This is a genomic window from Caulobacter zeae (assembly GCF_002858925.1).
Lineage (GTDB): Bacteria > Pseudomonadota > Alphaproteobacteria > Caulobacterales > Caulobacteraceae > Caulobacter > Caulobacter zeae.
This window is the reverse complement of the sequence record NZ_PJRS01000028.1, coordinates 149,509-175,503: the sequence shown is the minus strand read 5'-3', so window position 1 is coordinate 175,503 and position 25,995 is coordinate 149,509. Positions and strand designations below refer to the sequence as shown.

30 protein-coding genes are annotated in these 25,995 nt (G+C 69.2%); 12 read left to right on the top strand and 18 right to left on the bottom strand.

Going from position 1 to position 25,995, the window contains the following annotated elements:
• Window positions 1-93 precede the first annotated feature (93 nt).
• The 5 genes from SGCZBJ_RS15240 to SGCZBJ_RS15220 form a co-directional block, all read right to left on the bottom strand.
• A complete protein-coding gene (locus SGCZBJ_RS15240) occupies window positions 94-1,479 on the bottom strand; it encodes an efflux transporter outer membrane subunit (RefSeq protein WP_101718835.1) in 1,386 nt (461 codons plus the stop codon).
• Entirely contained in the window at window positions 1,466-2,674 is a 1,209-nt protein-coding gene (locus SGCZBJ_RS15235; protein ID WP_101718834.1) for an efflux RND transporter periplasmic adaptor subunit, read from the bottom strand. Before SGCZBJ_RS15235 ends, SGCZBJ_RS15240 begins: the two co-directional genes overlap by 14 nt.
• The gene (locus SGCZBJ_RS15230) at window positions 2,667-5,849 is read right to left on the bottom strand and encodes an efflux RND transporter permease subunit (protein WP_101718833.1); all 3,183 of its coding nucleotides are present in this window, start codon (window positions 5,847-5,849) and stop codon (window positions 2,667-2,669) included. The genes SGCZBJ_RS15235 and SGCZBJ_RS15230 overlap by 8 nt, the downstream gene beginning before the upstream one ends.
• A gap of 157 nt (window positions 5,850-6,006) precedes the next feature.
• Entirely contained in the window at window positions 6,007-6,759 is a 753-nt protein-coding gene (locus SGCZBJ_RS15225; protein ID WP_101718832.1) for a hypothetical protein, read from the bottom strand.
• 85 nt (window positions 6,760-6,844) lie between these two features.
• Entirely contained in the window at window positions 6,845-7,345 is a 501-nt protein-coding gene (locus SGCZBJ_RS15220; RefSeq protein WP_101718862.1) for a winged helix-turn-helix transcriptional regulator, read from the bottom strand.
• Window positions 7,346-7,470: 125 nt separating this feature from the next.
• On the opposite strand from SGCZBJ_RS15220, the gene SGCZBJ_RS15215 reads away from it, so the two are divergent.
• Complete coding sequence (locus SGCZBJ_RS15215; protein WP_101718831.1) at window positions 7,471-8,268, top strand: SDR family NAD(P)-dependent oxidoreductase; 798 nt, start codon at window positions 7,471-7,473, stop codon at window positions 8,266-8,268.
• Between the two features lie 80 nt (window positions 8,269-8,348).
• Complete coding sequence (locus SGCZBJ_RS15210; RefSeq protein WP_101718830.1) at window positions 8,349-8,540, top strand: hypothetical protein; 192 nt, start codon at window positions 8,349-8,351, stop codon at window positions 8,538-8,540.
• Between the two features lie 86 nt (window positions 8,541-8,626).
• Here the strand turns inward: SGCZBJ_RS15210 and SGCZBJ_RS15205 are convergent, their stop codons facing one another.
• Window positions 8,627-9,544, bottom strand: a complete 918-nt coding sequence (locus SGCZBJ_RS15205; protein WP_101718829.1) for a M20/M25/M40 family metallo-hydrolase — start codon at window positions 9,542-9,544, stop codon at window positions 8,627-8,629.
• A gap of 190 nt (window positions 9,545-9,734) precedes the next feature.
• Between SGCZBJ_RS15205 and SGCZBJ_RS15200 the strand changes: the two genes are divergently transcribed.
• The 5 genes from SGCZBJ_RS15200 to SGCZBJ_RS15180 are packed head-to-tail and all read left to right on the top strand — an operon-like array spanning window position 9,735 to window position 12,001.
• Window positions 9,735-9,971: a BolA family protein gene (locus tag SGCZBJ_RS15200; RefSeq protein WP_101718828.1), complete on the top strand. Its 237-nt coding sequence runs from the start codon at window positions 9,735-9,737 to the stop codon at window positions 9,969-9,971.
• A gap of 6 nt (window positions 9,972-9,977) precedes the next feature.
• Window positions 9,978-10,868 carry an aldo/keto reductase gene (locus SGCZBJ_RS15195; RefSeq protein WP_101718827.1) on the top strand — a complete coding sequence of 297 codons (891 nt, stop codon included), beginning with the start codon at window positions 9,978-9,980 and terminating at the stop codon, window positions 10,866-10,868.
• 53 nt (window positions 10,869-10,921) lie between these two features.
• Window positions 10,922-11,263: a Grx4 family monothiol glutaredoxin gene (grxD, locus tag SGCZBJ_RS15190; protein ID WP_101718826.1), complete on the top strand. Its 342-nt coding sequence runs from the start codon at window positions 10,922-10,924 to the stop codon at window positions 11,261-11,263.
• Between the two features lie 4 nt (window positions 11,264-11,267).
• Window positions 11,268-11,687 (top strand): acyl-CoA thioesterase, encoded by a 420-nt coding sequence (locus SGCZBJ_RS15185; protein WP_101718825.1) that lies wholly within the window; start codon window positions 11,268-11,270, stop codon window positions 11,685-11,687.
• Between the two features lie 47 nt (window positions 11,688-11,734).
• Window positions 11,735-12,001, top strand: coding sequence for a hypothetical protein (locus SGCZBJ_RS15180; RefSeq protein ID WP_101718824.1), 267 nt, complete (start codon window positions 11,735-11,737; stop codon window positions 11,999-12,001).
• Here the strand turns inward: SGCZBJ_RS15180 and SGCZBJ_RS15175 are convergent.
• The gene (locus SGCZBJ_RS15175; RefSeq protein WP_240621527.1) at window positions 11,998-12,378 is read right to left on the bottom strand and encodes a hypothetical protein; all 381 of its coding nucleotides are present in this window, start codon (window positions 12,376-12,378) and stop codon (window positions 11,998-12,000) included. The two genes, SGCZBJ_RS15180 and SGCZBJ_RS15175, sit on opposite strands and share 4 nt — an antisense overlap.
• A 53-nt stretch (window positions 12,379-12,431) precedes the next feature.
• Between SGCZBJ_RS15175 and SGCZBJ_RS15170 the strand changes: the two genes are divergently transcribed.
• Entirely contained in the window at window positions 12,432-13,568 is a 1,137-nt protein-coding gene (locus tag SGCZBJ_RS15170; protein WP_101718823.1) for a serine hydrolase domain-containing protein, read from the top strand.
• On the opposite strand, the gene SGCZBJ_RS15165 is transcribed toward SGCZBJ_RS15170, so the two are convergent.
• Window positions 13,565-14,479: an EamA family transporter gene (locus tag SGCZBJ_RS15165; RefSeq protein WP_101718822.1), complete on the bottom strand. Its 915-nt coding sequence runs from the start codon at window positions 14,477-14,479 to the stop codon at window positions 13,565-13,567. The genes SGCZBJ_RS15170 and SGCZBJ_RS15165 overlap by 4 nt on opposite strands.
• An 84-nt stretch (window positions 14,480-14,563) precedes the next feature.
• On the opposite strand from SGCZBJ_RS15165, the gene SGCZBJ_RS15160 reads away from it, so the two are divergent.
• Together SGCZBJ_RS15160 and SGCZBJ_RS15155 are read left to right on the top strand one after the other, a co-directional pair.
• Window positions 14,564-15,046 carry an Lrp/AsnC family transcriptional regulator gene (locus SGCZBJ_RS15160; RefSeq protein WP_101718821.1) on the top strand — a complete coding sequence of 161 codons (483 nt, stop codon included), beginning with the start codon at window positions 14,564-14,566 and terminating at the stop codon, window positions 15,044-15,046.
• A 93-nt stretch (window positions 15,047-15,139) separates the two neighbouring features.
• Entirely contained in the window at window positions 15,140-15,571 is a 432-nt protein-coding gene (locus tag SGCZBJ_RS15155; RefSeq protein WP_101718820.1) for a hypothetical protein, read from the top strand.
• A gap of 10 nt (window positions 15,572-15,581) precedes the next feature.
• Here the strand turns inward: SGCZBJ_RS15155 and SGCZBJ_RS15150 are convergent, their stop codons facing one another.
• Window positions 15,582-16,757, bottom strand: a complete 1,176-nt coding sequence (locus SGCZBJ_RS15150; RefSeq protein ID WP_101718819.1) for a sialidase family protein — start codon at window positions 16,755-16,757, stop codon at window positions 15,582-15,584.
• A 155-nt stretch (window positions 16,758-16,912) separates the two neighbouring features.
• Between SGCZBJ_RS15150 and SGCZBJ_RS15145 the strand changes: the two genes are divergently transcribed.
• A complete protein-coding gene (locus SGCZBJ_RS15145; protein WP_101718818.1) occupies window positions 16,913-18,223 on the top strand; it encodes a cation:proton antiporter in 1,311 nt (436 codons plus the stop codon).
• 178 nt (window positions 18,224-18,401) lie between these two features.
• On the opposite strand, the gene htpX is transcribed toward SGCZBJ_RS15145, so the two are convergent.
• From htpX to SGCZBJ_RS15115, 6 genes are all read right to left on the bottom strand, one after another.
• The gene (gene htpX / locus SGCZBJ_RS15140; RefSeq protein WP_101718817.1) at window positions 18,402-19,334 is read right to left on the bottom strand and encodes a zinc metalloprotease HtpX; all 933 of its coding nucleotides are present in this window, start codon (window positions 19,332-19,334) and stop codon (window positions 18,402-18,404) included.
• Between the two features lie 18 nt (window positions 19,335-19,352).
• Window positions 19,353-19,715 (bottom strand): TFIIB-type zinc ribbon-containing protein, encoded by a 363-nt coding sequence (locus tag SGCZBJ_RS15135; protein ID WP_101718816.1) that lies wholly within the window; start codon window positions 19,713-19,715, stop codon window positions 19,353-19,355.
• A gap of 456 nt (window positions 19,716-20,171) precedes the next feature.
• Window positions 20,172-20,789, bottom strand: a complete 618-nt coding sequence (gene rpsD, locus SGCZBJ_RS15130) for a 30S ribosomal protein S4 (RefSeq protein WP_101718815.1) — start codon at window positions 20,787-20,789, stop codon at window positions 20,172-20,174.
• Between the two features lie 189 nt (window positions 20,790-20,978).
• Window positions 20,979-21,389: an ExbD/TolR family protein gene (locus tag SGCZBJ_RS15125; RefSeq protein ID WP_101718814.1), complete on the bottom strand. Its 411-nt coding sequence runs from the start codon at window positions 21,387-21,389 to the stop codon at window positions 20,979-20,981.
• A gap of 13 nt (window positions 21,390-21,402) precedes the next feature.
• On the bottom strand, window positions 21,403-22,098 hold the full coding sequence (locus tag SGCZBJ_RS15120; RefSeq protein WP_133149267.1) for a hypothetical protein: 696 nt from the start codon (window positions 22,096-22,098) through the stop codon (window positions 21,403-21,405).
• 63 nt (window positions 22,099-22,161) lie between these two features.
• Window positions 22,162-22,554 carry a hypothetical protein gene (locus tag SGCZBJ_RS15115; RefSeq protein WP_101718812.1) on the bottom strand — a complete coding sequence of 131 codons (393 nt, stop codon included), beginning with the start codon at window positions 22,552-22,554 and terminating at the stop codon, window positions 22,162-22,164.
• 178 nt (window positions 22,555-22,732) lie between these two features.
• Between SGCZBJ_RS15115 and SGCZBJ_RS15110 the strand changes: the two genes are divergently transcribed.
• On the top strand, window positions 22,733-23,536 hold the full coding sequence (locus tag SGCZBJ_RS15110) for a peptidoglycan-binding domain 1 protein (RefSeq protein ID WP_101718811.1): 804 nt from the start codon (window positions 22,733-22,735) through the stop codon (window positions 23,534-23,536).
• Window positions 23,537-23,607: 71 nt separating this feature from the next.
• Here the strand turns inward: SGCZBJ_RS15110 and SGCZBJ_RS15105 are convergent, their stop codons facing one another.
• From SGCZBJ_RS15105 to SGCZBJ_RS15095, 3 genes are all read right to left on the bottom strand, one after another.
• Window positions 23,608-23,904 carry a hypothetical protein gene (locus SGCZBJ_RS15105; protein WP_101718810.1) on the bottom strand — a complete coding sequence of 99 codons (297 nt, stop codon included), beginning with the start codon at window positions 23,902-23,904 and terminating at the stop codon, window positions 23,608-23,610.
• Between the two features lie 10 nt (window positions 23,905-23,914).
• Entirely contained in the window at window positions 23,915-24,745 is an 831-nt protein-coding gene (gene fghA / locus SGCZBJ_RS15100; protein ID WP_101718860.1) for an S-formylglutathione hydrolase, read from the bottom strand.
• 133 nt (window positions 24,746-24,878) lie between these two features.
• Window positions 24,879-25,988: an S-(hydroxymethyl)glutathione dehydrogenase/class III alcohol dehydrogenase gene (locus tag SGCZBJ_RS15095; protein ID WP_101718809.1), complete on the bottom strand. Its 1,110-nt coding sequence runs from the start codon at window positions 25,986-25,988 to the stop codon at window positions 24,879-24,881.
• Window positions 25,989-25,995 lie beyond the last annotated feature (7 nt).

Sequence of the window (25,995 nt, the reverse complement as noted above, 5' to 3'; positions counted from 1 at the left end):
CGTCATCCCGGCTCTCCGCTTCGCTGCGGCCGGGATGACGATCGTTGGAAGCTTCGAACTTCAGTCTTGCCGCTGGACAATTGAGTCCGAACCCTAGGCGCCCTCCCCGCCCGTCCAGCCGCCGCCGAGCGCGCGGATCAAGTCGACGCTCGCCGCCAGGCGGCGGGTGCGCAGGTCGAGGGCCGAGCGGCGGGCGTCCAGTTCGGCGGTCTGGGCGGTGACCACGTCGAGATAGCTGGCCGCGCCCTCCCGATAGCGGGTCGTGGCCAGGGCCGCGGTGCGGGCGGCGGCGTCGACGGCCTCGTCCTGGCGGGACTGGGCGGCTGCCAGGCGGTTGGCCAGCGCCATCTGGTCCTCGACCTCGCGGAAGGCGTCGAGCACCGTCTGGCGATAGCCGGCGGCGGCCTCGTCGAACACGGCGCGGCTGCGGGCCACCTCGGCCTTGCGGGCGCCGCCGTCGAGCAGCGGCAGGACCGCGGCCGCCGGACCCAGGGCCCAGACGCGGTTGGCCGTGGTCAAGAGCTCTCCGCCGGTCGACTGCCAGCCGCCGCTGGCCGCCAGGGTCACGGTCGGGAACCAGGCCGCGCGGGCCACGCCGATGCGGGCGTTGGCCGCGGCCACCCGCCGCTCGGCCGCGGCGATGTCGGGCCGGCGCTGCAAGACGAGCGACGGCGTGCTGACCGGCGTGCGCGGCGCGTCCGACAGGCCTTCGATTGAAGCCACCGAGAAGTTCGAGGCCGGCTCGCCGACCAGCACCGCCAGGGCGTGCTCCAGCAGGGCGCGGTCGGCCTGGGCCTGCTCCTGCTGGGAGAGGGCCGTGGCCAGCTGGGTCTCGGCGCGGCCGGTGTCGAGCGCGCTCGACGCCCCGCCGACCTGGCGACGCCGGGTCAGGTCCAGCGCCTGGCGATAGGCGTCGGCGGTGGAGGCCAGCACGGCGATCTGGGCGTCGGCCCCGCGCAGCTGGAAATAGGCGTCGGCCAGCTGCGCCTGCAGGCTCAGCCGCACGGCGGCCAGGTCGGCGGCGCTGGCCTGGGCGTCGGCGCGGCCTGCCTCGACCTGGCTGCGCACCCGCCCCCAGAGGTCCAGCTCGTACGAAGCCGACGCGCTGACGCCGACCGGGTCGGTGCGGCCCGACGAGATCGTGCGTTGGCTGGCGGCGCCGGCGTCGACGCCCACAGTGGGATAGAGGTCCGTGCGGGCCTGGCGGGCCAGGGCGCGGGCCTGGTCGTAGCGCGCCAGGGCCTGGGCGAGGCTGGCGTTGCCGCCGGCCAGCCGCTGCTCCAGCCCCGCCAGGGTCGGATCGGCGAACACCGACCACCAGTCGCCGGCCGAAGCTGCGTCGGCGGCGGCAGGGGTCCAAGGCCCGGTGTCGCGGAAGGCGGCCGGAGTCGAGACGGCGGGCGGCGCATAGGCCGGCGCCGTGCTGCACGCCGCCAGGCCCAGCAGCGCCAGGGGCAGGACAGCGTCAGCCGCGCGCACCCGCGCCTCCGTTGGCTTGGGCCGCCTTGCTCTGGGCCGGCTTGGGCTGGATCGCCCGCACCGTGTCGCCGTCGGCGATGGCGTCGGGCGGGCTGCTGACCACCCACTCGTTGGCCGCCAGGCCGCCGGCCAGCTCCAGTTCGGAGCCGTGGTCCTTGGCGATCGCGACCTTGCGGATCTGGACCTTGCCGTTGCTGTCGACCACGGCGATCGCCGTGCCCTCCTTGCGGAACAGCAGGGTGTTGGCCGGCACGCGCAGGGTCGCCGGCGCGCTCGTCGCGCCCTTGCCGAGGTCGAGGCTGACCTGGGCGTAGGCGCCCGGCTTCAGCTGGCCGGCGGCGTTGTCGACTTCCAGCTGCACCAGCATGGCGCCCGACTGGGCGTCGACGGCGTCGGCGGCGCGCACCAGATGCGCCTGGAACGACTGGCCCGGCAGGTCGGGGCTCGAGAAGCTGGCGGTCATGCCCGGACGGATCGAGGCGGCCATGCTCTGGGGCACGCTGACATAGAGGCGCAGGCGGCGGGTGTCCGACACCGTGAACAGCGGCGACGGCGCGCCGCCCCCGGCGCTGATGAGGGCGCCGAGATCGGTGTCGCGGCTGGTCACCACGCCGTCGAACGGGGCGACGATGCGCTTGAAGGCGGCCAGGCTTTCCAGCCGGCGCACATTGGCGGCGGCCTCGTTGCGCATGGCCTCGCGGGCGGCGAGATCCCCCTGCTTCTCGTCGGCCTCCTGCTGGGAGACGGCGTTCTCGCCGACCAGGCGCTTCCAGCGGGCGGCGCCGACGGCGGCCAGATCACGCTGGGCCGAGGCGGTGGCGAGGGCGGCGCGGGCGGCGACCAGCTGCTGGTCGACTTCCGGCGCGTCGATCTCGGCCAGCACCTGGCCAGCCTTCACCGGCTGGCCGATGTCGACGTACCAGCGGCGCAGATAGCCGTCGGTGCGGGCGTAGACCGGGGCCTGGTTCCACGCCTGCAAGCGGCCGGGCAGCACCAGCGCGCCGTCCTCGCCGGCGGTGGGCCGCACCACGCTGACGGCGACGACGCCGGCGTCCTGGCTGGCGCTGGCCAGGTCCTTGCCGGCCATGAAGCGGGCGGCCGCCCCCGTCGCCAGGATAAGGGCGAAACCCGCGGCGCCGAGCAGCGCCAGGCGGCGCAGCCGACGCGGATCTGTCTTGGGCAGGGTGTCAGGCATGGACGTGTCCTTCGGTGGACGGGGTCTCGGCGCGCGGACGGCGGCCGTGGACGATGGCGAAGATGGTCGGGACGAACAGCAGCGAGGCGCAGGTGGCGAAGATCAGGCCACCGATCACCGCGCGACCCAGCGGGGCGTTCTGTTCGGCGCCCTCGCCCAGGGCCAGGGCCATGGGACCCATGCCGATGATCATGGCCAGGGCCGTCATCAGCACCGGGCGGAAGCGGGTGACCCCGGCCTCGAAGGCGGCCTGCACCGCGTCGCCGGTGGCCGCCAGCCGTTCGCGGGCGAAGCTGACCACCAGGATCGAGTTGGCCGTGGCCACGCCCATGCACATGATCGCGCCGGTCAGGGCCGGCACCGACAGCGGCGTGCCGGTGGCGAACAGCATCCAGGCGATGCCCGCCAGGGCGGCCGGCAGGGCCGAGATGATCACGAACGGATCCAGCCAGGACTGGAAGTTGATGACGATCAGCAGGTAGATCATCACCACCGCGCCCAACAGGCCCCAGCCCATGCCGGAGAAGGCGGTGTTCATGGTCTGGTACTGGCCGCGCAGCGTGACGCGCACCTTGGCCGGCTTGTCCTTTTCCAGGCTCTTGAGGATCTTCTGGACGTCGGCCGCCACGCCGCCCAGGTCGCGGCCTTGCGTCGCCGCATAGACATTGACCATCGGCTGGATGTTGTACTGCGAGACCACCGCCGGGGTCGCCCCGCGGCTCAGCGCGCCCAGGCCGCCCAGCACCTGCGGAGCGTCGTTGGGCACGCGGCTGCCGGTGACCGGGATAGCGCCCAGCTTCTCGAAGCTGTCGATCAGGTACTCCGGCGTCTGGGCGACGATCGGATAGGACACCCCGTTCTGCGGGTTCAGCCAGAACACCGGCGCGGTCTGGCCGCTGCCGGCCACGGCGCCGGCCAGGCTGGCGGTGACGTCGCGCTCGTCCAGGCCCAGGGCGTGGATCCGGGTGCGGTCGGCGTCGAAGCGCAGCTGCGGCGAGCCGGTGGGCTGCTGGATGCGCACGTCGGCGATGCCCTCGACGCCGCGGATCGCACGCAGGATCTTCTGCGCGTAGGCCTGGTTGGTCGCCGCATCGCCGCCGGCCACCTGGATGTCGATCGGCGCGGGGCTGCCGAAGTTCAGGATCTGGCTGGTGACGTCGGCCGGCAGGAACGAGAAGGTCGCGGTGGGGAAGGCCTTGGGCAATTCCTGGCGCAGCGCCCTGACATAGTCCTCGGTCGGCTTGTGGCCCTTCTTCAGGCTGATCAGGATGTCGCCGTCCATCGGACCAATGGTGCCCGAGGCGTTGTAGGCGACGTTGATGCCGCTGGTGGACAGGCCGATGTTGTCGACGATGGTGTCGATCTCGGCGCTGGGGATGACCGTGCGCACCTGGCGCTGGATGCGGTCGAACAGGGCCGCCGACTCCTCGACCCGATAGCCGGTGGGCGCGCGGACGTGCATGGCGATCGAGCCGGAGTCCACGGCCGGGAAGAAGTTGCGGCCCAGGAACGGAACCAGCGCCAGGCTCAGCACCGCAAACGCCAGGAAGCCGGCGACGAACTTGCCTCGCGCGCCCAGCGCAAAGCCCAGCAGGCCGGCATAGGCGTCGCGCACCTTGGCGAACACCCGCTCGAAGCCGCGCTGGAAGCGCACCAGGCGGTTCTTGGACGGCGCCTCCTGGTCATGCGGCGCATGCGGCTTCAACAGGAAGGCCGCCATGGTCGGCACCAGGGTCCGCGACAGGATGAACGAGGCGATCATCGCGAAGACGACCGACATGGCCATCGGCACGAACAGGAAGCCCGACACGCCTGGCAGGAAGAACATCGGCACGAAGACGATGCAGATGCAGAGCAGGGAGACGAAGGCTGGCGTGACGATCTGGGCCGCGCCGTCGAGGATCGCGGTCTTGACGTCCTTGCCGTGCTCCAGGTGCCAGTTGATGTTCTCGATGGTCACCGTGGCGTCGTCGACCAGGATGCCGACGGCGAGGGCGAGGCCGCCCAGGGTCATGACGTTGAGGGTCTGGCCGAAGGCGGCCAGGGTCGCCACCGCCGCCAGCACGGCCAGCGGGATCGACACGGCGATGATCACCGTCGAGCGCCAGCTGCCCAGGAACAGCAGGATCATCAGCGAGGTCAGGATCGCGGCCAGCGCGCCTTCGTGGACCACGCCCTCGACGGCCGCCTTCACGAAGGTCGACTGGTCGTTCAGCGGGGTGATCGACAGTTCGGCCGGCAGCTGGGCCTTCAGCTCGGGCAGCGCCCCCTTGACGCCGTCGACGATGGCGATGGTCGAGGTCGCGCCCGACTTCAGCACCGTCATCAGCACCGAGCGTTGGCCGTCCACGTGGACGACGTTCTGCTGCGGGGCCGAACCGTCGCGCACATGGGCCACGTCGCCCAGGCGGATGGTCGCGCCGTTCACGGTGCGCACCGGCAGGGCGTTCAGCTCGTCGACCGAGCCCGGGGCGTTGTTGAGGCGCAGGGAATACTGGAACTCGCCGATCTTCACGAAGCCAGCGGGGGTGATCTGGGTCTGGGCCGCGATGGCCGCGCCGACGTCGGTGGCCGACAGCCCCTTGGACAGCAGGGCCTGCGGATCGATGTCGACCTGGATCTGGCGGGTCTTGCCGCCGAACGGGAACGGCACGGCCGCCCCGGGCACGGTGACCAGGCGGGTGCGGATGAAGTTGACGCCGTAGTCGAACAGCTGCTGCTCGCTCATGCCCTGGCCCGACAGCGCCAGCTGCACGATCGGGACGGTCGAGGCGTTGTAGTTCAGCACCAGCGGCGGGGTGGTGCCCGTCGGCATCTGGCGCAGCAGGGTCTGGGAGACGGCGGTGATCTGGGCGTTGGCCAGGCGGATGTCGGCGCCGGGCTGGAAATAGACCTTCACCACCCCGATGCCCTGCAGCGAGGTGGCCTCGATGTGCTCGATGTCGTTGACCGTGGTGGTCAGCGCCCGCTGGTAGGGCGTCAGGATCCGGCCCGACATGTCTTCCGGCGACAGGCCGTTATAGGTGAAGGCCACCGCCACGACGGGGACGCGGATCTCCGGAAAGATGTCGGTGGGCGTACGCAGAATGGCCAGCACGCCCACGATGAGGATCATCGCGGCCATGACGACGAAGGTGTAGGGACGCGCCAAAGCCGTCCGCACAAGCGAGATCATCTAAGCATCCGTCGTTCCGGAGAGGTTGCGACGGATGTAGCGGCGCCATCGGGTCGTCAGGCTGACGCCCGCCTGACAAGGCGGTCAGCAACGGTGGACAACCTTGGCCGCGGGGATGGGAAAGCGGTGCCCAGAACGCGGCCTAAGCCCCTCCCCCTCAGGCGTAGGCGACGTTCGCCAGGGTGAAGACGAACGGCCTGGCGTCAGCTCCCTGTCCGCCGCCCGTCATCACGATGTCGGCGCTGGCGACGCCCATCAGGCTGATCTCGGTCAGCGTCGAGACCGCCTCGCCGCCGCTCGCCTCGGTCCGGGCGGCCGCGCCGATCCAGATCGTCGGCTTGAACGCCAGGGTGACGGTGGTGTGCGGCGCGAGGGACGTCCGTGCATAGGGCTGGCCGTCACGGAAGACGGTGGCCGCGACGAAGCCCTGGGGCAGCTGGTTCATCAGGGCGATCGCGCGCGAAGGCCCCTGCTGGCCGGCGATCCTCAGAAGCGTGCCGGACGGAGCGGCGACGACCTCCGCGACCTGGCCATCGGCGATGTCCAGCTGCGGCGAGACATTGCCGTTCGGGTCGACGACGCCGAGCGTGACCGCGACGGGCCAGGTGAACGGATGGCTCCAGCCGGGACCGCAGTTGTCGATCACCCGCCAGGCCTGCCCGATCCCGTCGAGCTCGGGCGAAGGGGGCTGGCCGAACACCAGCACATGCACGTTGCCGGCGTCGTTCGACCGGTTGACGAAGTTCAGCTTCACCTCTGGACCCGCCGCGCCCGCGGCCGCGGCCAGGAGCGGGGCTTCCGAGGCGGCCTCGTCGGCCGTCGGCGGCGCGAGCGCGACGTCCTCGGCCAGGGCCGAGACGAGGCCCGGATCGCTCGCGCCGTTGGCGCTCTTGGCGGTGATGGTGTCCATGGTCGCGCCTCCCCGGCGAAGGCGCCCTGCGCTTCGCAATCCTGGGCAGCATACAACCCTACAGAGATTACCCAAAGGCGCCGTTTCAGCCGCGCCCGCGTCGGGCCTCGATCAGGGCTGCGCGGTTGCGCACCACCTCGCCGGCGGCGGGGCCGGCCGCATAGGTGAAGGTCTCGCCGTCGATCGGACGGCCGCTTACGGCGTCGACCACGATCGGCTCCGCCGGCTCGCCCGTCGCCCGGTCGACCAGCTGGCCGGCGATCCCCTCTTCGGCGAAGTGGCGGTTGCCGAAGGCCAGCAGCGCGGTCAGCACCGGCGCAAAGTCCCATCCCCGCGCGGTCGGCACGTATTCGTGGCGCACCGGCCGCTCCTGATAGGGCCGCCGCTCGAGAAAGCCGGATTGTACTAGTCCGGCCAGGCGCTTGGTGAGGATGTTGGGAGCCACGCCGAGGCTCTTCTCGAACTCGTCGAAGCGGGTCAGCCCCTGCAGGGCGTCCCGCAGGATCATCAGGCTCCAGGTGTCGCCGACGCGTTCGAGCGTGCGGCCGACGGGGCACTGTCCGGGATCGAAGGCGCGCGTGGTCATGAGGCGAAGATAGGCGGTCGATAGCAAAATGAAAGCCAGTCACTTGCAATTCGAAAGTCACTAGCCATCTGCAAGTCACCCCGCCGCGACGAGCGTGGCGGCCAGCATCCCGAGGGGATCGAGACATGAGCAAGAAGCAGTTTCCCGGCGCGGCCCTGGTCACGGGCGCCTCCACCGGCATCGGCGCCACCTATGCCGACCGCCTGGCCAGGCGCGGCCACGACCTGGTGCTGGTGGCCCGCGACGCGGCGCGCCTGGCCGCCCTCGCCGAACGCCTGCGCGGCGAGACCGGCGTCAAGGTCGACGTCCTCCAGGCCGACCTGACCAACGCCGTCGACCTGTCCCGCGTCGAGGCCCGCCTGCGCGACGACGCGGCCATCGACATCCTGATCAACAACGCCGGCGCGGCGCTAGGCGGCGACTTCGTCGACCAGGATGTCGACAAGGTCGACAACCTGATCCAGCTGAACGTGGTGTCGGTGACGCGCCTGGCCCACGCGGCGGCCGGCGCCTTCAACGCCCGTGGTCGCGGCGCCATCGTCAACATCTCGTCGGTGGTGGGCCTGCTGCCCGAGTTCCGCTCGCCGGTCTACGGCGCGACCAAGGCCTATGTGACCTACTTCACCCAAGGGCTGCGCAGCCAGTTGCCAGAGGCGATCAAGCTGCAGGCGGTGCTGCCCGGCGCCACCCGCACCGAGATCTGGGACCGCTCGGGCGGCAGCGTAGACGCGCTGGATCCGTCGACGGTGATGGAGGTGGGCGACCTCGTCGACGCGGCCCTGGCCGGCTTCGACCAGGGCGAGCTGGTGACCATCCCCTCCCTGCCCGAGGCGGGCGACTTCGCCGCCTATGACGCGGCCCGGTTGAACCTTGCGCCCAACCTGTCGCGCGACCGGCCCGCGCCTCGCTACGGCCTGGCCTGAAGCCCTATGTCGGCGGCGGCCAGATCGCGGAACGAAAGCCGCCGCCGGCCGCTCCCCCTTGTGAAACCGGGAGGCGCAACATGGCCGTCATAGCCAATCTCGACGAGTTCATCCTTGAAGAGACCGAGCACGGCATCTTCCTGACGCTCACCGCCGACGACGATCAGACCATGCGCGTCAAGGTCACGCTCGACGACCTCGAAGAGATCATGGAGGTCATCGACGAAGTGTTCGGCGTCGAGGTCGAAGCGGCCAACGACGAGACGGAGTGAAGAGATCCTCCCCCTGAAGGGGGAGCGTCTGGGAGGACGGCCGGAGGGGACTTTTCAGCCGTCCGCTATCCCAGCATCGAAGCGCCCTAGCGCGCCACTTCCCCCAACCGCTCGTCGAAAGCACGCGTCGCCAGGACGACGGTCGCCACCGAGGCCTTGAAGAAGGGCTGGGGGATGGTTTCGAAGTCGTCGGTCGACTGGTGGTACTCGGGGTGATCTTCGACCCCGAAATAGACCCACGGCACACCCTTCTCCGCGAAGGCCCCGTGGTCGGACTGGGTGGTCCAGTTGTTTTCCTTGCCGTCGGCGTCGGTGTCGTGGCCGAGCTTCAGCTTGACCGGCGCGGCCTTGGCCACGGCGTCGAGTATCGGTTTCAGGGCCGGCTGCGGCGAAGCGCCGGCGGCGTAGAGCTCGCCCTTGGCGTTCTTGCTCAGCATGTCGAAATTGACGTTCAGCCCGATCGCCGACAGCGGGATCGGCGGCTGGGCGACGAAGGCCTTGGCCCCGCGCAGACCGCCCTCCTCGGCGTCCAGCGCAACGATCAGCACGTCATGCAGGGGCGGCTTTGCCTTGAAGGCCTCGGCCACCGCCAGCAGGCCCGCCACGCCCGAGGCGTTGTCGTCGGCGCCGTTGTAGATCTGGCCGTTCCTGACCCCGACATGGTCGTAATGGGCGGTGACCACCAGGGCCTTGCCGTCCGGGGCCGTCCCCTTGATGCGGGCCACGAGGTTGACGCCGGTGATCGTCGTCCCGTCCTTGCGGGTGAAGCGGAACGGCTGCTCGAAACCCTCGCCGATGGGGGCCAGGCCGATCGTCTTGAAGCGTTCGAGGATGTACGTTCGCGCCAGCTGCGATCCCGGCGTGCCCGGGGCGCGGCCCTGCATGGCGTCGGCCGACAGGATCTTCACGTCGTCGAGGGCCATGTCGCCGGGACCGGCCATGGCGGGCGCGGCCAGGGCGGCCAGAAGGATCGCCAGGACGCTGGCTGGAAACGTCGAACGCATTGGAACTCCCTGCCGCGCGGACGGTCTCCGCCGTTACGGAACGCGGCTTTCGCCTGTTTTGATCATCCCAAGGACCTGGACGCAACTGGCCGACCGGATCGGCGATTGCTTCCGGCCGCGACGCCCGCCATATGCGCGATCTTAAGGTTTACGGGGCATACAGCCCCTTCGAGGATCGGAGAATCCGCCCATGCCCATGTCGCCCGACGTGCTTGAAGCCCGCCTCAACGCGGCCTTTCCGGATTCCGAGATCGTGCTGACCGACCTGGCCGGCGACGGCGATCACTACAAGGCGCGCATCGTCTCGCCCGCCTTCCGCGGCCTGACCCGCGTCAAGCAGCACCAGATGGTCAACCGCGCCCTGGCCGACGTGCTGGGCGGCGAGTTGCACGCCCTGGCGCTCGAAACCGCGGCCCCGGCGGAGTAACGCACCTTGCGCTATCGTCCTTTCGGCAAGGCGGGCATGGCGATCTCGGCGGTGACGCTGCGGCTCGCCGACCACCCGCGCATGAGCGGCAAGGACTGGCGCAACCTTATCTTCACGGCCCTGGAAGCGGGCATCAACAGCTTCGAGGTCCACGGCTCGTCGAACGCCCTGCTGGAGGGCGTGAGCGAGTCGCTGACCACCATCGAGCGGCGGCTGTTGTTCGTCGGCTGGCGCCTGCGCAGCGGCGGCGAGCTTCTCAGCGCCCAGGCGATCCACGACTTGGTGGACACCGCTGTCGAGCGCTGCGGCCTGTCCTATGTGGACCTCGTCACGGTCGACGACCCGGGCTCGGCCTTCCCGCCGACGGCCATGGCCGCGCTTGTGGGCCTGCGCCAGTCGGGCCTGATCCGCTCGCTGGGCCTGGCCAGCCGCGGCGAGAGCCAGGACCGCCACCTGGCCGGCGGCATGTTCGACGCCCTGGCCGCGCCGTTCAACCTGTCGTCCGGCTGGGCCGACCGCCACCGCATCCGCAACGCCATGGCCCACGACGTGGCGGTGATCGGCGAGGACTTCTGGCCGCAGAGCATCCGCGAGCGCGAGGCCAAGCCGATCTTCAAGAAGCCGTCGCTGTGGCGGCGCCGCACCGACCCGCTGACCAATCTCGGCGGCTACGACTTCCTCGACAACACCACCGGCTGGACCGGCCAGGAGCTGTGCCTCGGCTACGCCCTGACCGAGCCTTCGCTGGCCACGGTGCAGGTGATCACCACCAAGCGCGACAAGCTCGAGGCCCTGGCCGCCGTGGTCGAGCGCGACCTGCCGACCGGCTGCGCCGCCCAGATCGAGATGGCGCGGTTTTCGGCCGAACAGGCCGCCGGGACCAAGCGCCGCGCTTGACCGGGGGCCTTCCGGCGCCTAGCTGAGAGGCTACCGCCAAGGAATACCTCCCCATGACCGAAGTCGCCGCCTCCCCCGCCCTCGAATTCATCGCCAAGACGGTGGCCGAACACCCCGTGGTGCTGTTCATGAAGGGCGTGCCCGACCAGCCGCGCTGCGGCTTCTCGTCGGTGGCCGTGCAGATCCTCGACCACCTGGGCGTCGAGTTCGTCGGCGTCGACGTGCTGCAGGACGACGAACTGCGCCAGGGCATCAAGACCTTCACCGACTGGCCGACCATTCCCCAGCTCTACGTGAAGGGCGAGTTCGTCGGCGGCAGCGACATCGTCCGCGAGATGTTCCAGTCGGGCGAGCTGAAGTCGTTCCTGATCGAGCAGGGCGTCATCTCGGCCTGACCGGGTGAGCCGCCTCTTCGTCCCGCCCGCGGACGCCTTTCCCCTGACCTTCGAGCCGTTGGCGTCGGACATCGACGCCAACGGCCACGTCAACAACGTGGTCTATCTGGGCTGGGCCCAGGACCTGGCCATTGCGCACTGGGAAGCCTGGGCCTCGGAAGAGGAGCGGGCTCCCTGGAGCTGGGTCGCCCGCCGACACGAGATCGACTACCGCCGTGAACTGCTGCCGCACGAGATCGCCACCGGCTACACCTGGGTGGGCGAGCTGAAGGGGCCGCGCTTCGAGCGCTATGTCCGCATCGACGGCCCCGACGGCGAGATGTGCGCCCAGAGCCGCACCGACTGGGTGCTGATCGACATCGCCGCCAAGCGTCCCGCCCGCGTGCTGCCCTGGATGGTCGAGCGCTTCACGCCGAAAGGCTGAGCCGCTTCGGTTGACCTTCGCGCGCGCGTCGCTCCAAGCTTCACCGCATGAAGCTTTCGTTCGCATTCGCCGCTCTCGCGGTCATCGCCGGCTGCTCCCCCAAGCCGGCCACGTGGCCCAGCCCCGAACAGTTGGACGCCGTCGTCAGGACCTGCGGCGCGCCGCGCGAGTGGCTGCATATCGGCTCGGATGGACGGCCGCAGTTGATCGTCCCGCAAGACGCCGCCTACGGCCGCATCGCCTGTCTGCATCGTGAACTGGAAAAGCAGGGCGCGCCGGCCAAGACCGGCTTGATCCAGGAGCCCTCGCGCTAGCCGGCTTTCCCGATCGGATTGAGCACCCGCACCGCCGTCGCGCCTGCAATTCCCAACTCGCTCCAGCCGAACCTTATCTCCGCCGAGCCAGGCCCCGTCGTCTTGCAGGTCTCCAGCCGCCTGCGCGCAAAGGCGACGTCGGGGATCGCGTCCTTGCCCTCGACAAAGAAGCGCAGGTCCTCCTTGCGCAGGCAGCCCTGCGACTTCAGGCGGATCACAAGGGCGTCGGGCTCCGAGCGGACATCGAGCAGCGGCTCGAGCTCTCCATAGAGCTCCGGGTCGCCCGGCAACAGGCGCGGCGGGCGCGACGGAACGGTCGCGCATCCCGAAAGCAGCAGCCCGGCCAGCAGCACGCGGCGGTTGAAAATGACGCCCATGGGCTCCAAGGTCGCCCGGCGCGAGGGTGCGCGCAACAGTGGGGCCTCTGGAAATGCGTGGAAAGTCTCTGGCGTGGGCGGCGGCCGCCTTGTGTCTGGCCGCAGGGGCGGCGCATGCCGAAAATCCGAAACTCGACGCCGAGATCGCCCGGCTGATGGCCCTGGGCAAGGTTCCCGGCGTAGCCGTCGCCGTGATCGAGAACGGCAAGGTCGCGCATGTGACGACCCAGGGCGTCCGCAACGAGAAGGGCGACCCGCTGAACCCGCAAACGGTGATGTATGCCGCCTCGATCACCAAGGCGGTGTTCGCCTACTACGTCATGATGCTGGTCGACGAAGGCAAGCTCGACCTCGACACGCCGATCGCGACCTACCTGCCCAAGCCCCTGCCCGACTACAAGGCCTATGCCGACCTGGCCGGCGACGAGCGCTGGAAGAAGATCACCCCCCGCATCCTGCTCAGCCACTCGGCGGGATTTCCAAACTTCCGCTGGCTGAACCCCGACGAGAAGCTGGACATCAAGTTCGAGCCCGGCAGCCGTTACGCCTATGCCGGCGAAGGCATCAACCTGATGCAGTTCGTCATCGAGCAGGGCCTCGGCGTGAAGGTCGGCGAGGACATGGACCGGCGCCTGTTCAAGCCGCTGGGCATGAGCCGCTCGGGCATGGTCTGGCGCGACGACTTCGCGCCCGACATCGCCGACGGCCGCGAGGAAGGCGGCAAGTGGCAGCCGCACGACGACCGCTCCAGCGTCAAGGCGGCCGGCTCGCTGGACACCACCATCGACGACATGGGCAAGCTGGCGGCGGCCATGGCCGGCGGCTGGGGCCTGTCGCCGAAGGCCCGCGCCGAGTTCACGCGCGGCAGCCTGCCGATCGTCTCGCGCTCGGAGTTCCCGACCCTGTCGGAAGAGACCAATCCCGACAACGCCAGGATCGAGCTGGCGGCCGGCGTCGGCGTCGTCACCTTCGAAGGACCGCAAGGCCGGGCCTTCTTCAAGGGCGGCCACAACGACATCACCGACAACATGATGGTCTGCGTCGAAAAGCGCCGGCGCTGCGTGGTGATCCTGACCAACAGCGGCGACGGCCAGCGAGTCTTCCCCTCCGTCGTCAAGGCGGCGCTGGGCGAGACCGGCATGCCCTGGGCCTGGGAATACAGCCGGCTGATGCCGGTGGAGGCCCCTTAGGCCCCCGGCCGCTCCAGCGCCTCGGGATCCTCGACCACGGCGTTTTCGGGCGTCGTGGTCAGGATCGCGCCGGCCGAGGCGGCGACGATGCAGGCGATGGCGGCCCACTGTTGCAGCGACAGGTGCTCGGACAGCACCAGCAGGCCGGCTATGGCCCCGATCGCCGGCTCGACGCTGAGCATGACCCCGAAGGTGCGCTTGGGAATGCGCTTGAGGGCGACCATCTCCAGCGAATAGGGCACGGCGCTGGAGCAGACGGCGACCACCAGGCCCAGCAGCATCAGGTGCGGGTCGAGCAGGGTCGCGCCGGCCGAGACGACGCCGAACGGCACGACGATCATCGCCGCCACGCCCATGCCCATGGCCACCGAACGGCCGCCGTGCAGGTGGCCGATACGCTTGCCGGCGATGATGTAGAGCGCCCAGCAGACGGCCGCCGCCAAGGCGAAGCCGACGCCGACCGGGTCGAGCGCAGGTCCGCCCAGCTTTAGCGGCAACAGCAGCAGCAGGCCGAAGGCGGCCAGGCCGATGCAGAGGAAATGGCTGACCTTGCGCGCATGCAGCAGCGACAGGGTCAGCGGGCCGAGGAACTCGATGGCGATGGCCACCCCCAGCGGGATGGTCCGCAGCGCCATGTAGAAGCAGAGGTTCATCACCCCGGTCGCCGCGCCGTAGAAGGCGACGCTCATGAGGTCCTGGCGCGTCAGGCGAAACCGCCACGGCCGCCACAGCAGCAGCAGCAGCACGGCCGCGAAGCCGACGCGATAGGCCGAGACGCCCTGGGCGCCCACCGCCGGAAACAGGGTCTTGGCGAAGGACGTGCCGCCGGCCAGGCTCACCATGCCGCCGAACAGGGCCGCATAGGGCAACAGCGCGTCGAGCGCGGGACGGCGGAGGGCGGCGGCGGACATGAGCGCAACCTAATACCGGACGGTTGGCGCTTCTCGCCGAAATTCGTCGTATACCGCTCAAAACAGGCGAGATGGGCAGGCCAGATGACGAAATCCGTCACCCTCGACAACTTTGACCGCCGCCTGCTGGAACTGGTCCGCCGCAACAACCTCGAACCGGCCCGCAGCCTGGCCGAGAAGGTCGGGCTTTCCGAAAGCGCGGTGCTGCGCCGCCTGCGACGGCTGCGCAAGGAAGGCGTGATCGTCGCCGACGTCGCCATCGTCGATCCCGCCCGCCTCAATGCCGGCCTGACCATGCACGTGCTGGTGCAGATGGAGCGCGAGGGCAGCGCGATCTACAACGCCTTCGCCGCCGGCGTGGCCGCCCGCAAGGAGGTGCTCAGCGCCTGGCACGTCACCGGCAGCACCGATTTCGTCCTGCTGGTCACCGTGCCGACCATGGAGGCCTACGAGGCCTTCACCAACGAGGTGCTGAACGACGACCGCCGCGTGCGCTCGTTCACCACCCTGGTCGGCATCCGCGAGATCGTCCGGCAGGACCCTTCGCGCGCGCCGCTGGTGCAGTAGCCTCAAAGGGGGAACGCACCAAAATCACCCGCAAAGATTGTTGACGCCTGCTCGCACACCTGTCGAAATCCTCCGACTATGGGAGGACGCGACATGAGGGCTCAGGTCATCCTGATCGGACTGGCGATGTCATTGGCGGCCGGCGGCGCCGTGGCGTCGAACTGGCACTGGGCCAAGGCCTCCACCCGGGAAGAGGCCATGCGCCTGGCCACCGACAAGGCCCAGGCCAAGGCCAAGCGCAGAGGCACCTGCTTCAAGCCGGCCGTCAGGGTCGACGACTGCCAGGCGACCGCCGACGGCTTCCGCTGCCGCGCCGACAGCGCCTCCGACTTCCGGGCCTGCGGGGTGCGCGTCGGTTGGGTGTATGAGCCCCCCTTGCCGCTGACCCGGATCCCGATGCAGCCCCTCAGCCACGGCTACGAGCCGCAGTGGACCCAGCCGCCCCCCTACATGCGCGGCCAGTTCACCTCGTCGATCTCGGAGCTCGATCAGTTTCCGCCGCCGACGGCGGTGAGGCTGCCTTAGCGCCCCGATCTCAACGGCCCTCCAGCGCCGGCAGCGGCACCCGGGTGACCTGCACGTCCTCCTTGTTGGCGGCGTAGCCCACCCACAGGGCGCCGTTCCACACCACGCTCTTGGGATAGTGGTAGCCCAGCCGCTTGTACTTGCCCTCGAAACGCAGCGGCTGAAGATCGTCCTGGCCGCGCAGGCGGAAACTGCGGTCGAAGGTTCGGCCGTCGGCGGACAGGGTCACCGCCAGCGGCAGGCGCGGGCGATCGCTGTTGGGCGCGTTGACGAGATAGGCCGTTCCGCCCGGCAGGTTGCCGGCGCTCTGCTTGGCGCGGGCGTCGGGCATGGCGGTCAGGACCGGCGTCGTCCACGAGACGCCCAGGTCGCAGCTCTCCGACGCCAGCTGGCGGAAACTCAGTTCTTCGTCCCGGAACACCATCACCGCGCAGCCGTCTGCGCGACGGAACAGGCTGGGCTCGATCTCGCGGCTGAGGCGACGCTCGTGCGCGGCCGCGGCGTTCGAGGCGTCGCGCGGCAGGTTCTCCATCTGCCCCTGCGTCCAGCCCGTCAGGCCCAGCGGATCGTCGGTGAAGAACGGCCTGGCGATCATGCCTGGCCGCAGGTGGAAGGCGGTCATCACCCGGCCGTCGATGAGGTGCGGATCCTGCTCGATCACGCCCTCGACCGGCGCGCCGTCGGCGCCCGTGACCCGCCGAGGCCGGCTCCAGGTCACGCCGTCGCGGCTGATGCGATATTCGGCGTATCCGCCCGCCCCTGACTGGAAGCCCTCGGGCCAGACATTGGCGTAGGCGACCAGGGTCTGCCCGTCCGTCCACCAGCCGCCGCTCGAGCGCATCACCCCGCCCCGCCCGGCCGGCGCCAGCGCCTTGGGCGCGGCCCAGGTCCGGCCATCGTCGCTGACGGCGTAGGCGACCCAGGTGTCCGCCGAATCCTCATCGCGGGCCGAGCTTTGCCACTGGGCGTAGAGGCGGCCCTGGAAGGGGATCAGCACCACGCCGTTGCTGAACTTGTCGGAGCCTTCCGTCGGCGCGAAGACGGTGAAGGTCTCGGTTCCCGGTGAGGACTTCAGGCCCAGATCCGGCTCGCCGGCCTCGAACAGGCCAGGGGCCACGGTGTAGGGCGCCGCGCCCGCCGTCAGGGCCAGGGCCGCGACGGCCGCCGCCAGGTTCCGGATCATCATCGGGCCTCCCACACGAACGCTTTGGGGCCCAGCCTCCACAGTGAACGGTAACATTCAATTCTGACAACGTTGTCCAGAACGACGTTCGTTGCTAGCGTCGGCGCAGGGATGAAACGCGACCGCGTCACGCGGCGTATTCGAAGGGGGACGGCCGCATGACGACGGCTGAGTTGAGCGTAGCCTTTTTCCTGCAGATGGCGGTGATCGTGGCGGCCTGCCGCGCGATGGGCTGGGTGGTGAAGCGGTTCTTCGACCAGCCGCAGGTGGTGGGCGAGATGATCGCCGGCGTGATCCTGGGTCCGTCGCTGCTGGGCCTCCTGGCGCCCGACATCCAGCACATGCTGTTCCCCAAGGAGACCAAGTCGATCCTCTATGTCGGCGCCCAGCTGGGCGTTGGCCTCTACATGTTCCTGGTCGGCGTCGGCTTCCGCAGCGATCACTTCAAGGCCAACGCCAAGAGCGCCATGGCCGTGTCGCTGTCGGGCATGACCGCGCCGTTCCTGGTGGCGATCCTGCTGACGCCGTGGCTGATGAGCCTGAACCTGTTCGGCAAGGGCGTGCAGCCCTTCCAGGCCACCCTGTTCATGGGCGCGGCGATCTCGATCACCGCCTTCCCGGTGCTGGCTCGGATCATCCAGGAGCGCGGCCTGACCAAGACCCCGCTCGGCTCGCTGTCGCTGTCGGCGGGCGCGATCGACGACGCCGGCGCCTGGACGGTGCTGGCCATCGTGCTGGCCAGCCTGGGCGGCGGCGCGGTCGTGGCCCTGAAGGCGATCATCGGCGGCGGCCTGTTCGCCCTGTTCATGCTGACCGTGGGCCCCAAGCTCCTGGCGCCCCTTGGCCGCTGGGCCGAGCGCGAAGGCAAGGTCACCCTCACGCTGCTGGGCGTGATCGTGGTGCTGTTCATGCTCAGCGCCTGGGCCATGGACGCGGCCGGCCTGCACTCGGTGTTCGGCGGCTTCATCCTCGGCGCGGCCATGCCGCGCGGCCTCCTGACCCGCGAGCTGAAGAAGCAGCTGGAGCCGTTCGCGCTGGCGCTGCTGGTGCCGATGTTCTTCACCTTCTCGGGCCTCAACACCCAGCTGACCATGGTCAACAGCTGGGCCCTGGCGGGCATCGCCCTGGTCATCCTGGCCGGCTCGATCGCCGCCAAGGGCCTGGCCTGCTGGGCCGCCGCCCGCCTCACTGGCCAGGACAACGCCACGGCCATGGGCATCGGCGCGCTGATGAACGCCCGCGGCCTGATGGAGCTGATCATCATCAACATCGGCCTGCAGAAGGGCATCATCGGCCCGGCCCTGTTCTCGATGCTGGTGGTCATGGCCATCGTCACCACGCTGATGGCCAGCCCGCTGTTCGAGATCGTCTATGGCCGCACGGCCCGCCTGAGCGGCGAACTGGGCGCGCTCAACGAGGACGAGGACGAAGAGCCGGCGCGCGGAACCGCCCCGGCGACAGCGCGCTAGACGCGCCACGTCCTGGGGTCACTAAAGGCCGTCATCCCGGAAAGCCCGCAGGGCTTATCCGGGACCCAGGGGGCGGCGTATCGCGGTGACGGCCCTCGGGCGGATGAACCAAGCGCGGAGCCCAGTCTCCTGGGTCCCGGCTCTGCGCTCCGCTCCGGCCGGGATGACGGCTGTGTTTCTAGCTCCACGGCCCCGGCCGACGGCTCGGACCACTGGTCGGCACGGCCGTCCCCAGCCGCTGACGCGCGCCCTGCCCGATCGCCAGCTTCATCAGGGCCTCGATCCGGTTGTGGGTGGCCGGGTGAGTCGAGAACAGGTTGTCGGCGCCGCGACCGGCCAGCGGGTTGATGATGAACATGTGGGCCGTGGCCGGATTGCGCTCGGCCTCGTGGTTGACCACGCCGCCGCGGGCATAGGCGTCGATCTTCTCCAGGGCGCGAGCCAGGCCCCGGTTGTCGCCGGCGATCTGCGCGCCCACCCGGTCGGCCTCGTACTCGCGCGAGCGGCTGATGGCCATCTGCACCAGCATGGCGGCGATCGGGGCCAGGATGGCCAGGGCGATGGCTCCGATGATCCCGCCCGGACGCTCGTCGTCCTCGCGCGAGCCGCCGAAGAAGAACGCGAAGTTGGCCAGGGCCGAGATCGCGCCGGCGATGGTCGCCGTCACGGTCATGGTCAGGGTGTCGCGGTTCTTCACGTGGGCCAGTTCGTGGGCCATGACGCCGCGGATCTCGTCGCGGTCGAGCATGGCCAGCAGGCCCGTGGTGGCGGCGACGGCCGCGTTCTCGGGGTTGCGGCCGGTGGCGAAGGCGTTGGGCTGGTCGCTGTCGATGATGCAGACCCGCGGCATGGGCAGGCCCGCACGCTGGGCCAGATCGGCCACGTCGCGGGCGTAGTTCCTGACCAGCGGCTCGGGATGGCTCTCGTCGACCTCGACGGCGCCGTAGGCCCGCAGCACGATCTTGTCGGCGTTCCAGTACGAGAAGACGTTCATGCCGGCGGCCAGCACGAAGGCGATCAGCATGCCGGTCGGGCCGCCGATCATGTAGCCGGCGCCGACGAACAGGGCCGTCAGGCCGGCCAGCAGGGCGAAGGTCTTGAAGTGGTTCATGGTCCTCTTGCGCGGGGATCAGTCGAAGATGTCGAACAGATCGAAGCGCTTCTTCTTGTGGTGGCCGTGACGTCGATAGTCGTCGTCGCGGTCGTAGTGCTTGCGGTCGTCATGGCGCTTGTGGTCGTTGCGCCAGTTGTCGTCATAACGGCGCGGCTCGGGCCGCTGCTCATAGGTGGGCTGCGGACGGCCGAAGGGCGACGGACCGGACGGCGGCGGCGCGGCGCCCTGCGCGTCTTCGCGCTCCATCGCCATAAGCTTTTCCAGCTCGCCGCGATCGAGCCACACGCCCCGGCACTTGGGGCACATGTCGAACTCGACGCCGGCGCGCTGCACGGCCTGCATGGAGCCATCGCAGTTGGGGCACATCAGAAGAGGCATGGGTCGTTCGGGTCCCTGGTCCAAGAATGGAGACGGGGTTCCCGATGTCGGATCCGGCACGAGGGGGAGGGACACCCGGACCCAGACATCGAGAACACCCGATGCGGTCCGACATCACGCGCGTCCTTCGGAGGGGAGGTGAAGACGCTGCGCCAGAGGGGCCCGGCCCGCTCATTGGAGATAGGAGGCGCTTTTCGCGTTTCAAGCCCCCTCAGTCGCTTCGCGACAGCTCCTCCAGAGGGGGAGCATCTTGGCGCATGAGATCCTCCCTCAGGGGAGGTGGCCAGAAGGGCCGGAGGGGGCCGTTTTCAGCCGCCGCGACGCGGGCCGATTTCATAGCCCCTCCCCTCTGCGTCGGCTTCGCCGACACCTCTCCCACAGGGAGAGGGGCCATAAACAAAAAAGGCCCCGGATCGCTCCGGGGCCTTTTCCGATCTCTTGCGAGCTCGACGCGTCTTACGAAGCGTAGAATTCGACGACGAGGTTCGGTTCCATCTTCACCGGATACGGAACTTCCGAGAGTTCCGGAGCGCGGACGAAGGTGGCCGACAGGCCCTTGGCGTCGACCGAGACGTACTCGGCGAAGTCACGCTCGTTCGAAGCGACGGCTTCGAGGACGAGAGCCATGTTGCGCGACTTTTCGCGAACCGCGATCACGTCGCCGGCCTTGCAGCGGTACGACGGGATGTTCACGCGCTTGCCGTTCACGGTCACGTGGCCGTGGTTCACGAACTGGCGGGCGGCGAACACGGTCGGCACGAACTTGGCGCGGTAGACGATGGCGTCCAGGCGCGACTCGAGCAGGGCGATCAGGTTCTCCGAGGTGTTGCCCTTGCGACGGGCGGCTTCCTCGTAGGTGCGAGCGAACTGCTTCTCGGTCAGGTTGCCGTAGTAGCCCTTCAGCTTTTGCTTGGCGCGCAGCTGCAGGCCGAAGTCCGAAACCTTCTGCTTGCGGCGTTGGCCGTGCTGGCCGGGGCCGTAGGACCGCTGGTTGACCGGCGACTTGGGCCGGCCCCAGAGGTTTTCGCCCATACGACGGTCGATCTTGTACTTGGCGCTATGGCGCTTGGACATAGGTCACTCTTTATGTCGATCCGAGCCGGACCTCCGGAAGGAGGACGATCTCAACGGCGGCTTCGGGTCAATCCGTCATGAAGCTATCGCGCCGCGCGGCGAGCCGGCGGCGTGAAGGCGCGGTTTATGACGGAGGGGCGCCTGAGAGTCAACGGACGGTCCGGCAGCGCACCGGATATATCCGTTGCTTCAAGGCCTTCCGCTCTCCAGGACGAGGCGCGGACGCAGGCCGGCGTCCTCGACGGTGCGGACCAGGACGAAGGCCTCGGCATAGGGCGCGTCGGGATCGACACGCACCTCGACCCGAGCGGCTTCCCTGCCCCTCGCGGCCCGCCGTAGGGCTTCGGCTACCTGGTCACGCGGCACGCCCCGCCCGTCGACGAAGTGACGTCCGTGATGCTGGGAAAGGTAGATTGGCGGAGAAGGCAGGCCTTGGGGAACCGGAGCGAACGCGGGCGGCAGCATGAGCGGCGTGGCCCGATCCACCTTCGGCCAGGCGACGACCCCAGCGAACACCGCCAGCAGCACGCCGATCATCGGCGCGAGATTGGGCGTCGACAGCGGCCTGGCGTCGAACTTCGTAGCGAACCGGCTGGCCATGCGTCCTCCCCCTTCAGTCCGACGACAGGTTGGCCGGATGGCGGAACCAGGCCTTGCGGGACCGGCCGACGTCGCGGCGACGGATGAAGGCCAGGCCGCGCCGGGCGACGAACCGGCCGACGGGTGGAAGAACGGCAAGCACCGTTGGCAAGACCCACCAAGAGCGATCGGCGGCGCGCAGGTGGGCGATCTCGGCCGCCATCATCGCCTCCCACTCCGCATTCCCCCGCGCCGACGCCGAGGCTTGACTGTCGGCATAGCGAGAGATCAGCTCGGCGTTGGCGGCCAGGATGCGCTGATGGTCAAGGGCGAACAGCGCCAGGCACGCGGCGCCGGCCGCGACGATCAACGCCCAGCGCGGGCGGCGCTCCAGATCGAAAACCCGAGCCTTGCGGCAGGCGACCAGCAGCGCCAGAACGATGAAGCCACGGTTCCAGGCGCCATCGATCAGGTCGGGCGCCAGATAGGTCCAGACGAGGCCCATGCCCAGCACGAGGGTCGTCGATCCAGTGATGAAACGCGGGATGCCGTCGATCAGCGGCCGAGCGACCGGCGCCGAGATCACCGCACTTACGAACAACAGGGACAGCGGCGTCGCTAGGTCCCTCCAGTCCGGAAGCACCACCGCCAGGACCGGCCAGACCACCGCCTCCAGCAGGCGAAGGCATCGAAGGCCCAAGGACGGTTGCTGCGTCGCCGACGTCGTCATGCGGCCACCCTACAACCGGCGCGGGCGCGCCGCCAAGACGCGCCCGCCGGGCTCGGGCTTCTTCTAGACCCGCTGCAGAGGATTGCGCACGCGGACCTTGTCGGTGCGCTGCACGCCCATGGCGTCGAGGTCGAAGCGCAGCTCCTTGCCCTCCGGCACGAGAGCGCGACAAAGGTCGGGGCGCTCGCGGGTCAGGGTGACGGCGACGCCGCTTTCCCGGCGATCGGCCGTGACCTTGAAGTCCTCGGCCTTGGTGCAGCCGTTCGACGATACGCGGGCCACCAGCTCGCCCTTCTCGAGAGCCACGCCGTACAGGGGCTCCAGCGCATCATTGCCGTCGTTGATCTTCACCGAGACGTCGCGCTTGCCGCCGTCGTCGGCGTCGATGATGACGCAGGCCGAGGTCGACAGGCCCGCGGCGACGACCAGGGCCAGGACGGCCAGTTTCTTCTGCATGTTTGAACACCCCTCAGCGGTCGAACTTGACCTTGGCGCAGAGGAGCGGCCGGCGGCTGAACCCGGGATGAATTACCGAAAATTCACAACCGGGGCGCGTTGCGCGACAGGCGTCGCCAGATGACAAAATCCCTCTATGCGTGTATTTCTGAATTATCGCCGAGGGGGAGATCACGACATGGCCGTCACCGACGCCGAGATCAACGCGGCCGTAGCCGTCACGGGTCGCTTCGAGAACGCGGGCGATCCCTGGCGCGGGGTCACCGGCGACTTCGACGGCATGGGCATTTCCTGCGGCGTGCTGCAGTGGAACATCGGCTCGGCCTCGCTTCAGCCCATGGTGCTGGCCGTGGGCAAGCCAGTGGTGCTGCGCGAGGCGCCGACGATCGGGGCCCAGCTTTGGCAGGCCAGCAACGGCGGCGTCTCCCAGGGCCTGACGATCGTGCGCCAGTGGCAGACCGGCAGCCAGCTGAAGGCGACGCCCAAGAAGGAACTGGCCAACCTGATGGGCTCGCCCGAGATGAAGGCCCAGCAGCTTGCCCGCATCCGCACGGTGGCCAACAAGGCCGACGCCCTGGCCACGACCTGGGCCCTGGCGGCCGGCCGGGCCGCGCGAAGCCTGCAGGAGCTGATCTGGTTCTTCGACCTCGTCACCCAGAACGGCAGCCTCAAGGGCGTCGACCATGACGACGTCAAGCAGTTCATCAAGACCTCGACGCCGGGCAAGGCCGACGACGTGGTCTGCGACTGGCTGCTGGCCGCGCCGGCGGCCTGGTGGGGCCGCGTCGACTGCATCAAGAACGCCGGCCTGTGGCGCGACAAGGTCGCGGCCGCCGACCTGGAGCTGTTCGTGCTCAGCTACCTGCGCGCCTCGCTCAGCACGGCCAAGGCCCGGGGCGTGGTGATGAACCGCAAGGGCGCCCTGGCCTTCCGCAAGGGCTGGATCAACGGCCAGCTGTTCGACTTCACCGGCCAGTTTTAGGCGGCGTCGAGACCAGCCCCGGCCGGCCCTGCGCCACGCGCTCGATGCGATCGCTGACGTCCATCCGGACTCTACCCGTTCAGTTGCAGCGGCGACCGAGGCGCGACGCGCCGCCGTCGCCCCATCGCAAGCCACAGCCCATAGGCCAGCATGAACAATAGCGACGGAACCAGGGTGTAGGCGGCGCAGGCCAGGAAGACGACCAGCCGATAGGACTGTTCCTGGCCATCAGGATCCAGCGCCACGAACGCCGAGCCGGCAATCGATGGAATGTTGACCCAGGCCAGGGTGGTCCACAGCAGTCGAGCTCGCCGTCTTGGCGTCTCTTCGACCAGGGCGTCGATCAGGCCAGGCCAAACCTCTTCCATAAGGCCAAGGTTACAACCTTTCGGCGTGCCAGTCGATATGGTCGCCGATGAAGCTGGCGATGAAGAAGTAGCTGTGGTCGTAGCCTTCCTGGCGACGAACCGTGACCTTCAGCCTGGCTTCGGCGCCGGCCTCTTCCAGCAGCTCGGGCTTCAGCTGGTTTTCGAGGAAACTGTCGGCCAGGCCCTGGTCGACCAGGATCTCGTCGAAGCTTTCGCCAAAACCGTCCTCGATCAGGGCGCAGGCGTCGTGGGCCCGCCACTTGGCGCGATCGGCGCCCAGATAGGCGCTCAGGGCCTTGTCGCCCCATGGGCAGTTCAGCGGCGAGACGATCGGCGAAAAGGCGCTGACCGACTTGAACAGCTGCGGATTGCGCAGCGCGATCGTCAGGGCGCCGTGGCCGCCCATCGAGTGGCCGAAGATCCCGCGCCGCGCCGGATCCAGCGGGAAGGCGCCGTCGACGGCCTCCAGCAGGTCCTTGGTGACATAGGAATACATGTTGAAGTGCGGCGCCCAGGGCTCTTGCGTGGCGTCGACATAGAAGCCCGCGCCCTGGCCCAGGTCATAGGCGGCGTCGTCGGCGACGCCTTCCCCACGTGGGCTGGTGTCGGGCGCGACGATGGCCACGCCATGCCTGGCGGCCCAGGCATAGGCCCCGGCCTTGGTGGTGAAGTTGTCCTCCGTGCAGGTCAGGCCCGACAGCCAGACGAGGTACGGAAACGGCCCCTCCCCATCTGGAACCCAGACGCTGAACTTCATCGGCGTGCCGGTGCTGGCGCTGTCGTGCCGGCAGTAGCGCAGCGTACCGCCCTGGGTGCGGTGGGTGGCGAGGGTTTCGACCATCTTCAACTCCTCCCCTCCCCCTTGCGGGGAGGGGTTGGGGGTGGGGGAGCAGCGCCGGCGTCAAACGCCGAGCCGACACCCCCTATCCGACCGCTTCGCGGCCACCTTTCCCCGCAAGGGGGAAAGGATCAAATCAGAACGTCACCACGGTCCGGATGCTCTCGCCCTTGTGCATCAGGTCGAAGGCTTCGTTGATGCGCTCCAGCGGCAGGACGTGGGTGATCATCGGGTCGATCTGGATCTTGCCGTCCATGTACCAGTCGACAATCTTGGGCGTGTCGGTGCGACCGCGGGCGCCGCCGAAGGCCGTGCCTTTCCAGACCCGGCCGGTGACCAGTTGGAACGGACGGGTGGCGATCTCCTTGCCGGCCTCGGCCACGCCGATGATGATGCTCTCGCCCCAGCCGCGGTGGCAGGCTTCGAGCGCCTGGCGCATGACCGTGGTGTTGCCGGTGGCGTCGAAGGTGTAGTCGGCGCCGCCGTCGGTCAGGGCCACCAGGTGCGCGACCAGGTCGCCCGAGACGTCCTTGGGATTGACGAAGTGGGTCATGCCGAACTTGCGGCCCCACTCCTCGCGGTCCGGGTTCAGGTCGACCCCGACGATCATGTTGGCGCCGACCAGCTTCAGGCCCTGGATGACGTTCAGGCCGATGCCGCCCAGGCCGAAGACGATGGCGTTGGCGCCCGGCTCGACCTTGGCGGTGTTGGTCACCGCGCCGACGCCCGTCGTCACGCCGCAGCCGCAGTAGCAGGCGGTCTTGAACGGCGCGTCCTTGCGGATGCGGGCCACGGCGATCTCGGGCAGCACGGTGTAGTTCGAGAAGGTCGAGCAGCCCATGTAGTGATGGATGGTCTGGCCCTTGTAGGAGAAGCGGCTGGTGCCGTCCGGCATCAGACCCTTGCCTTGGGTGGCGCGGATGGCCGTGCACAGGTTGGTCTTGCCCGACAGGCAGCTTTTGCACTGACGGCATTCGGGCGTGTAGAGCGGGATCACGTGGTCGCCGACCGCCAGGCTGGTGACGCCCGGACCGACCTCGACCACCACGCCCGCGCCCTCGTGGCCCAGGATCGACGGGAACAGGCCTTCGCTGTCGAGGCCGTCCATGGTGTAGGCGTCGGTGTGGCAGACGCCGGTGGCCTTGATCTCGATCAGGACTTCGCCGGCCTTGGGCCCTTCCAGGTCGACCTCGACGATCTCCAGCGGCTTCTTGGCTTCGAAAGCGACGGCGGCGCGGGTCTTCATGGCAGGC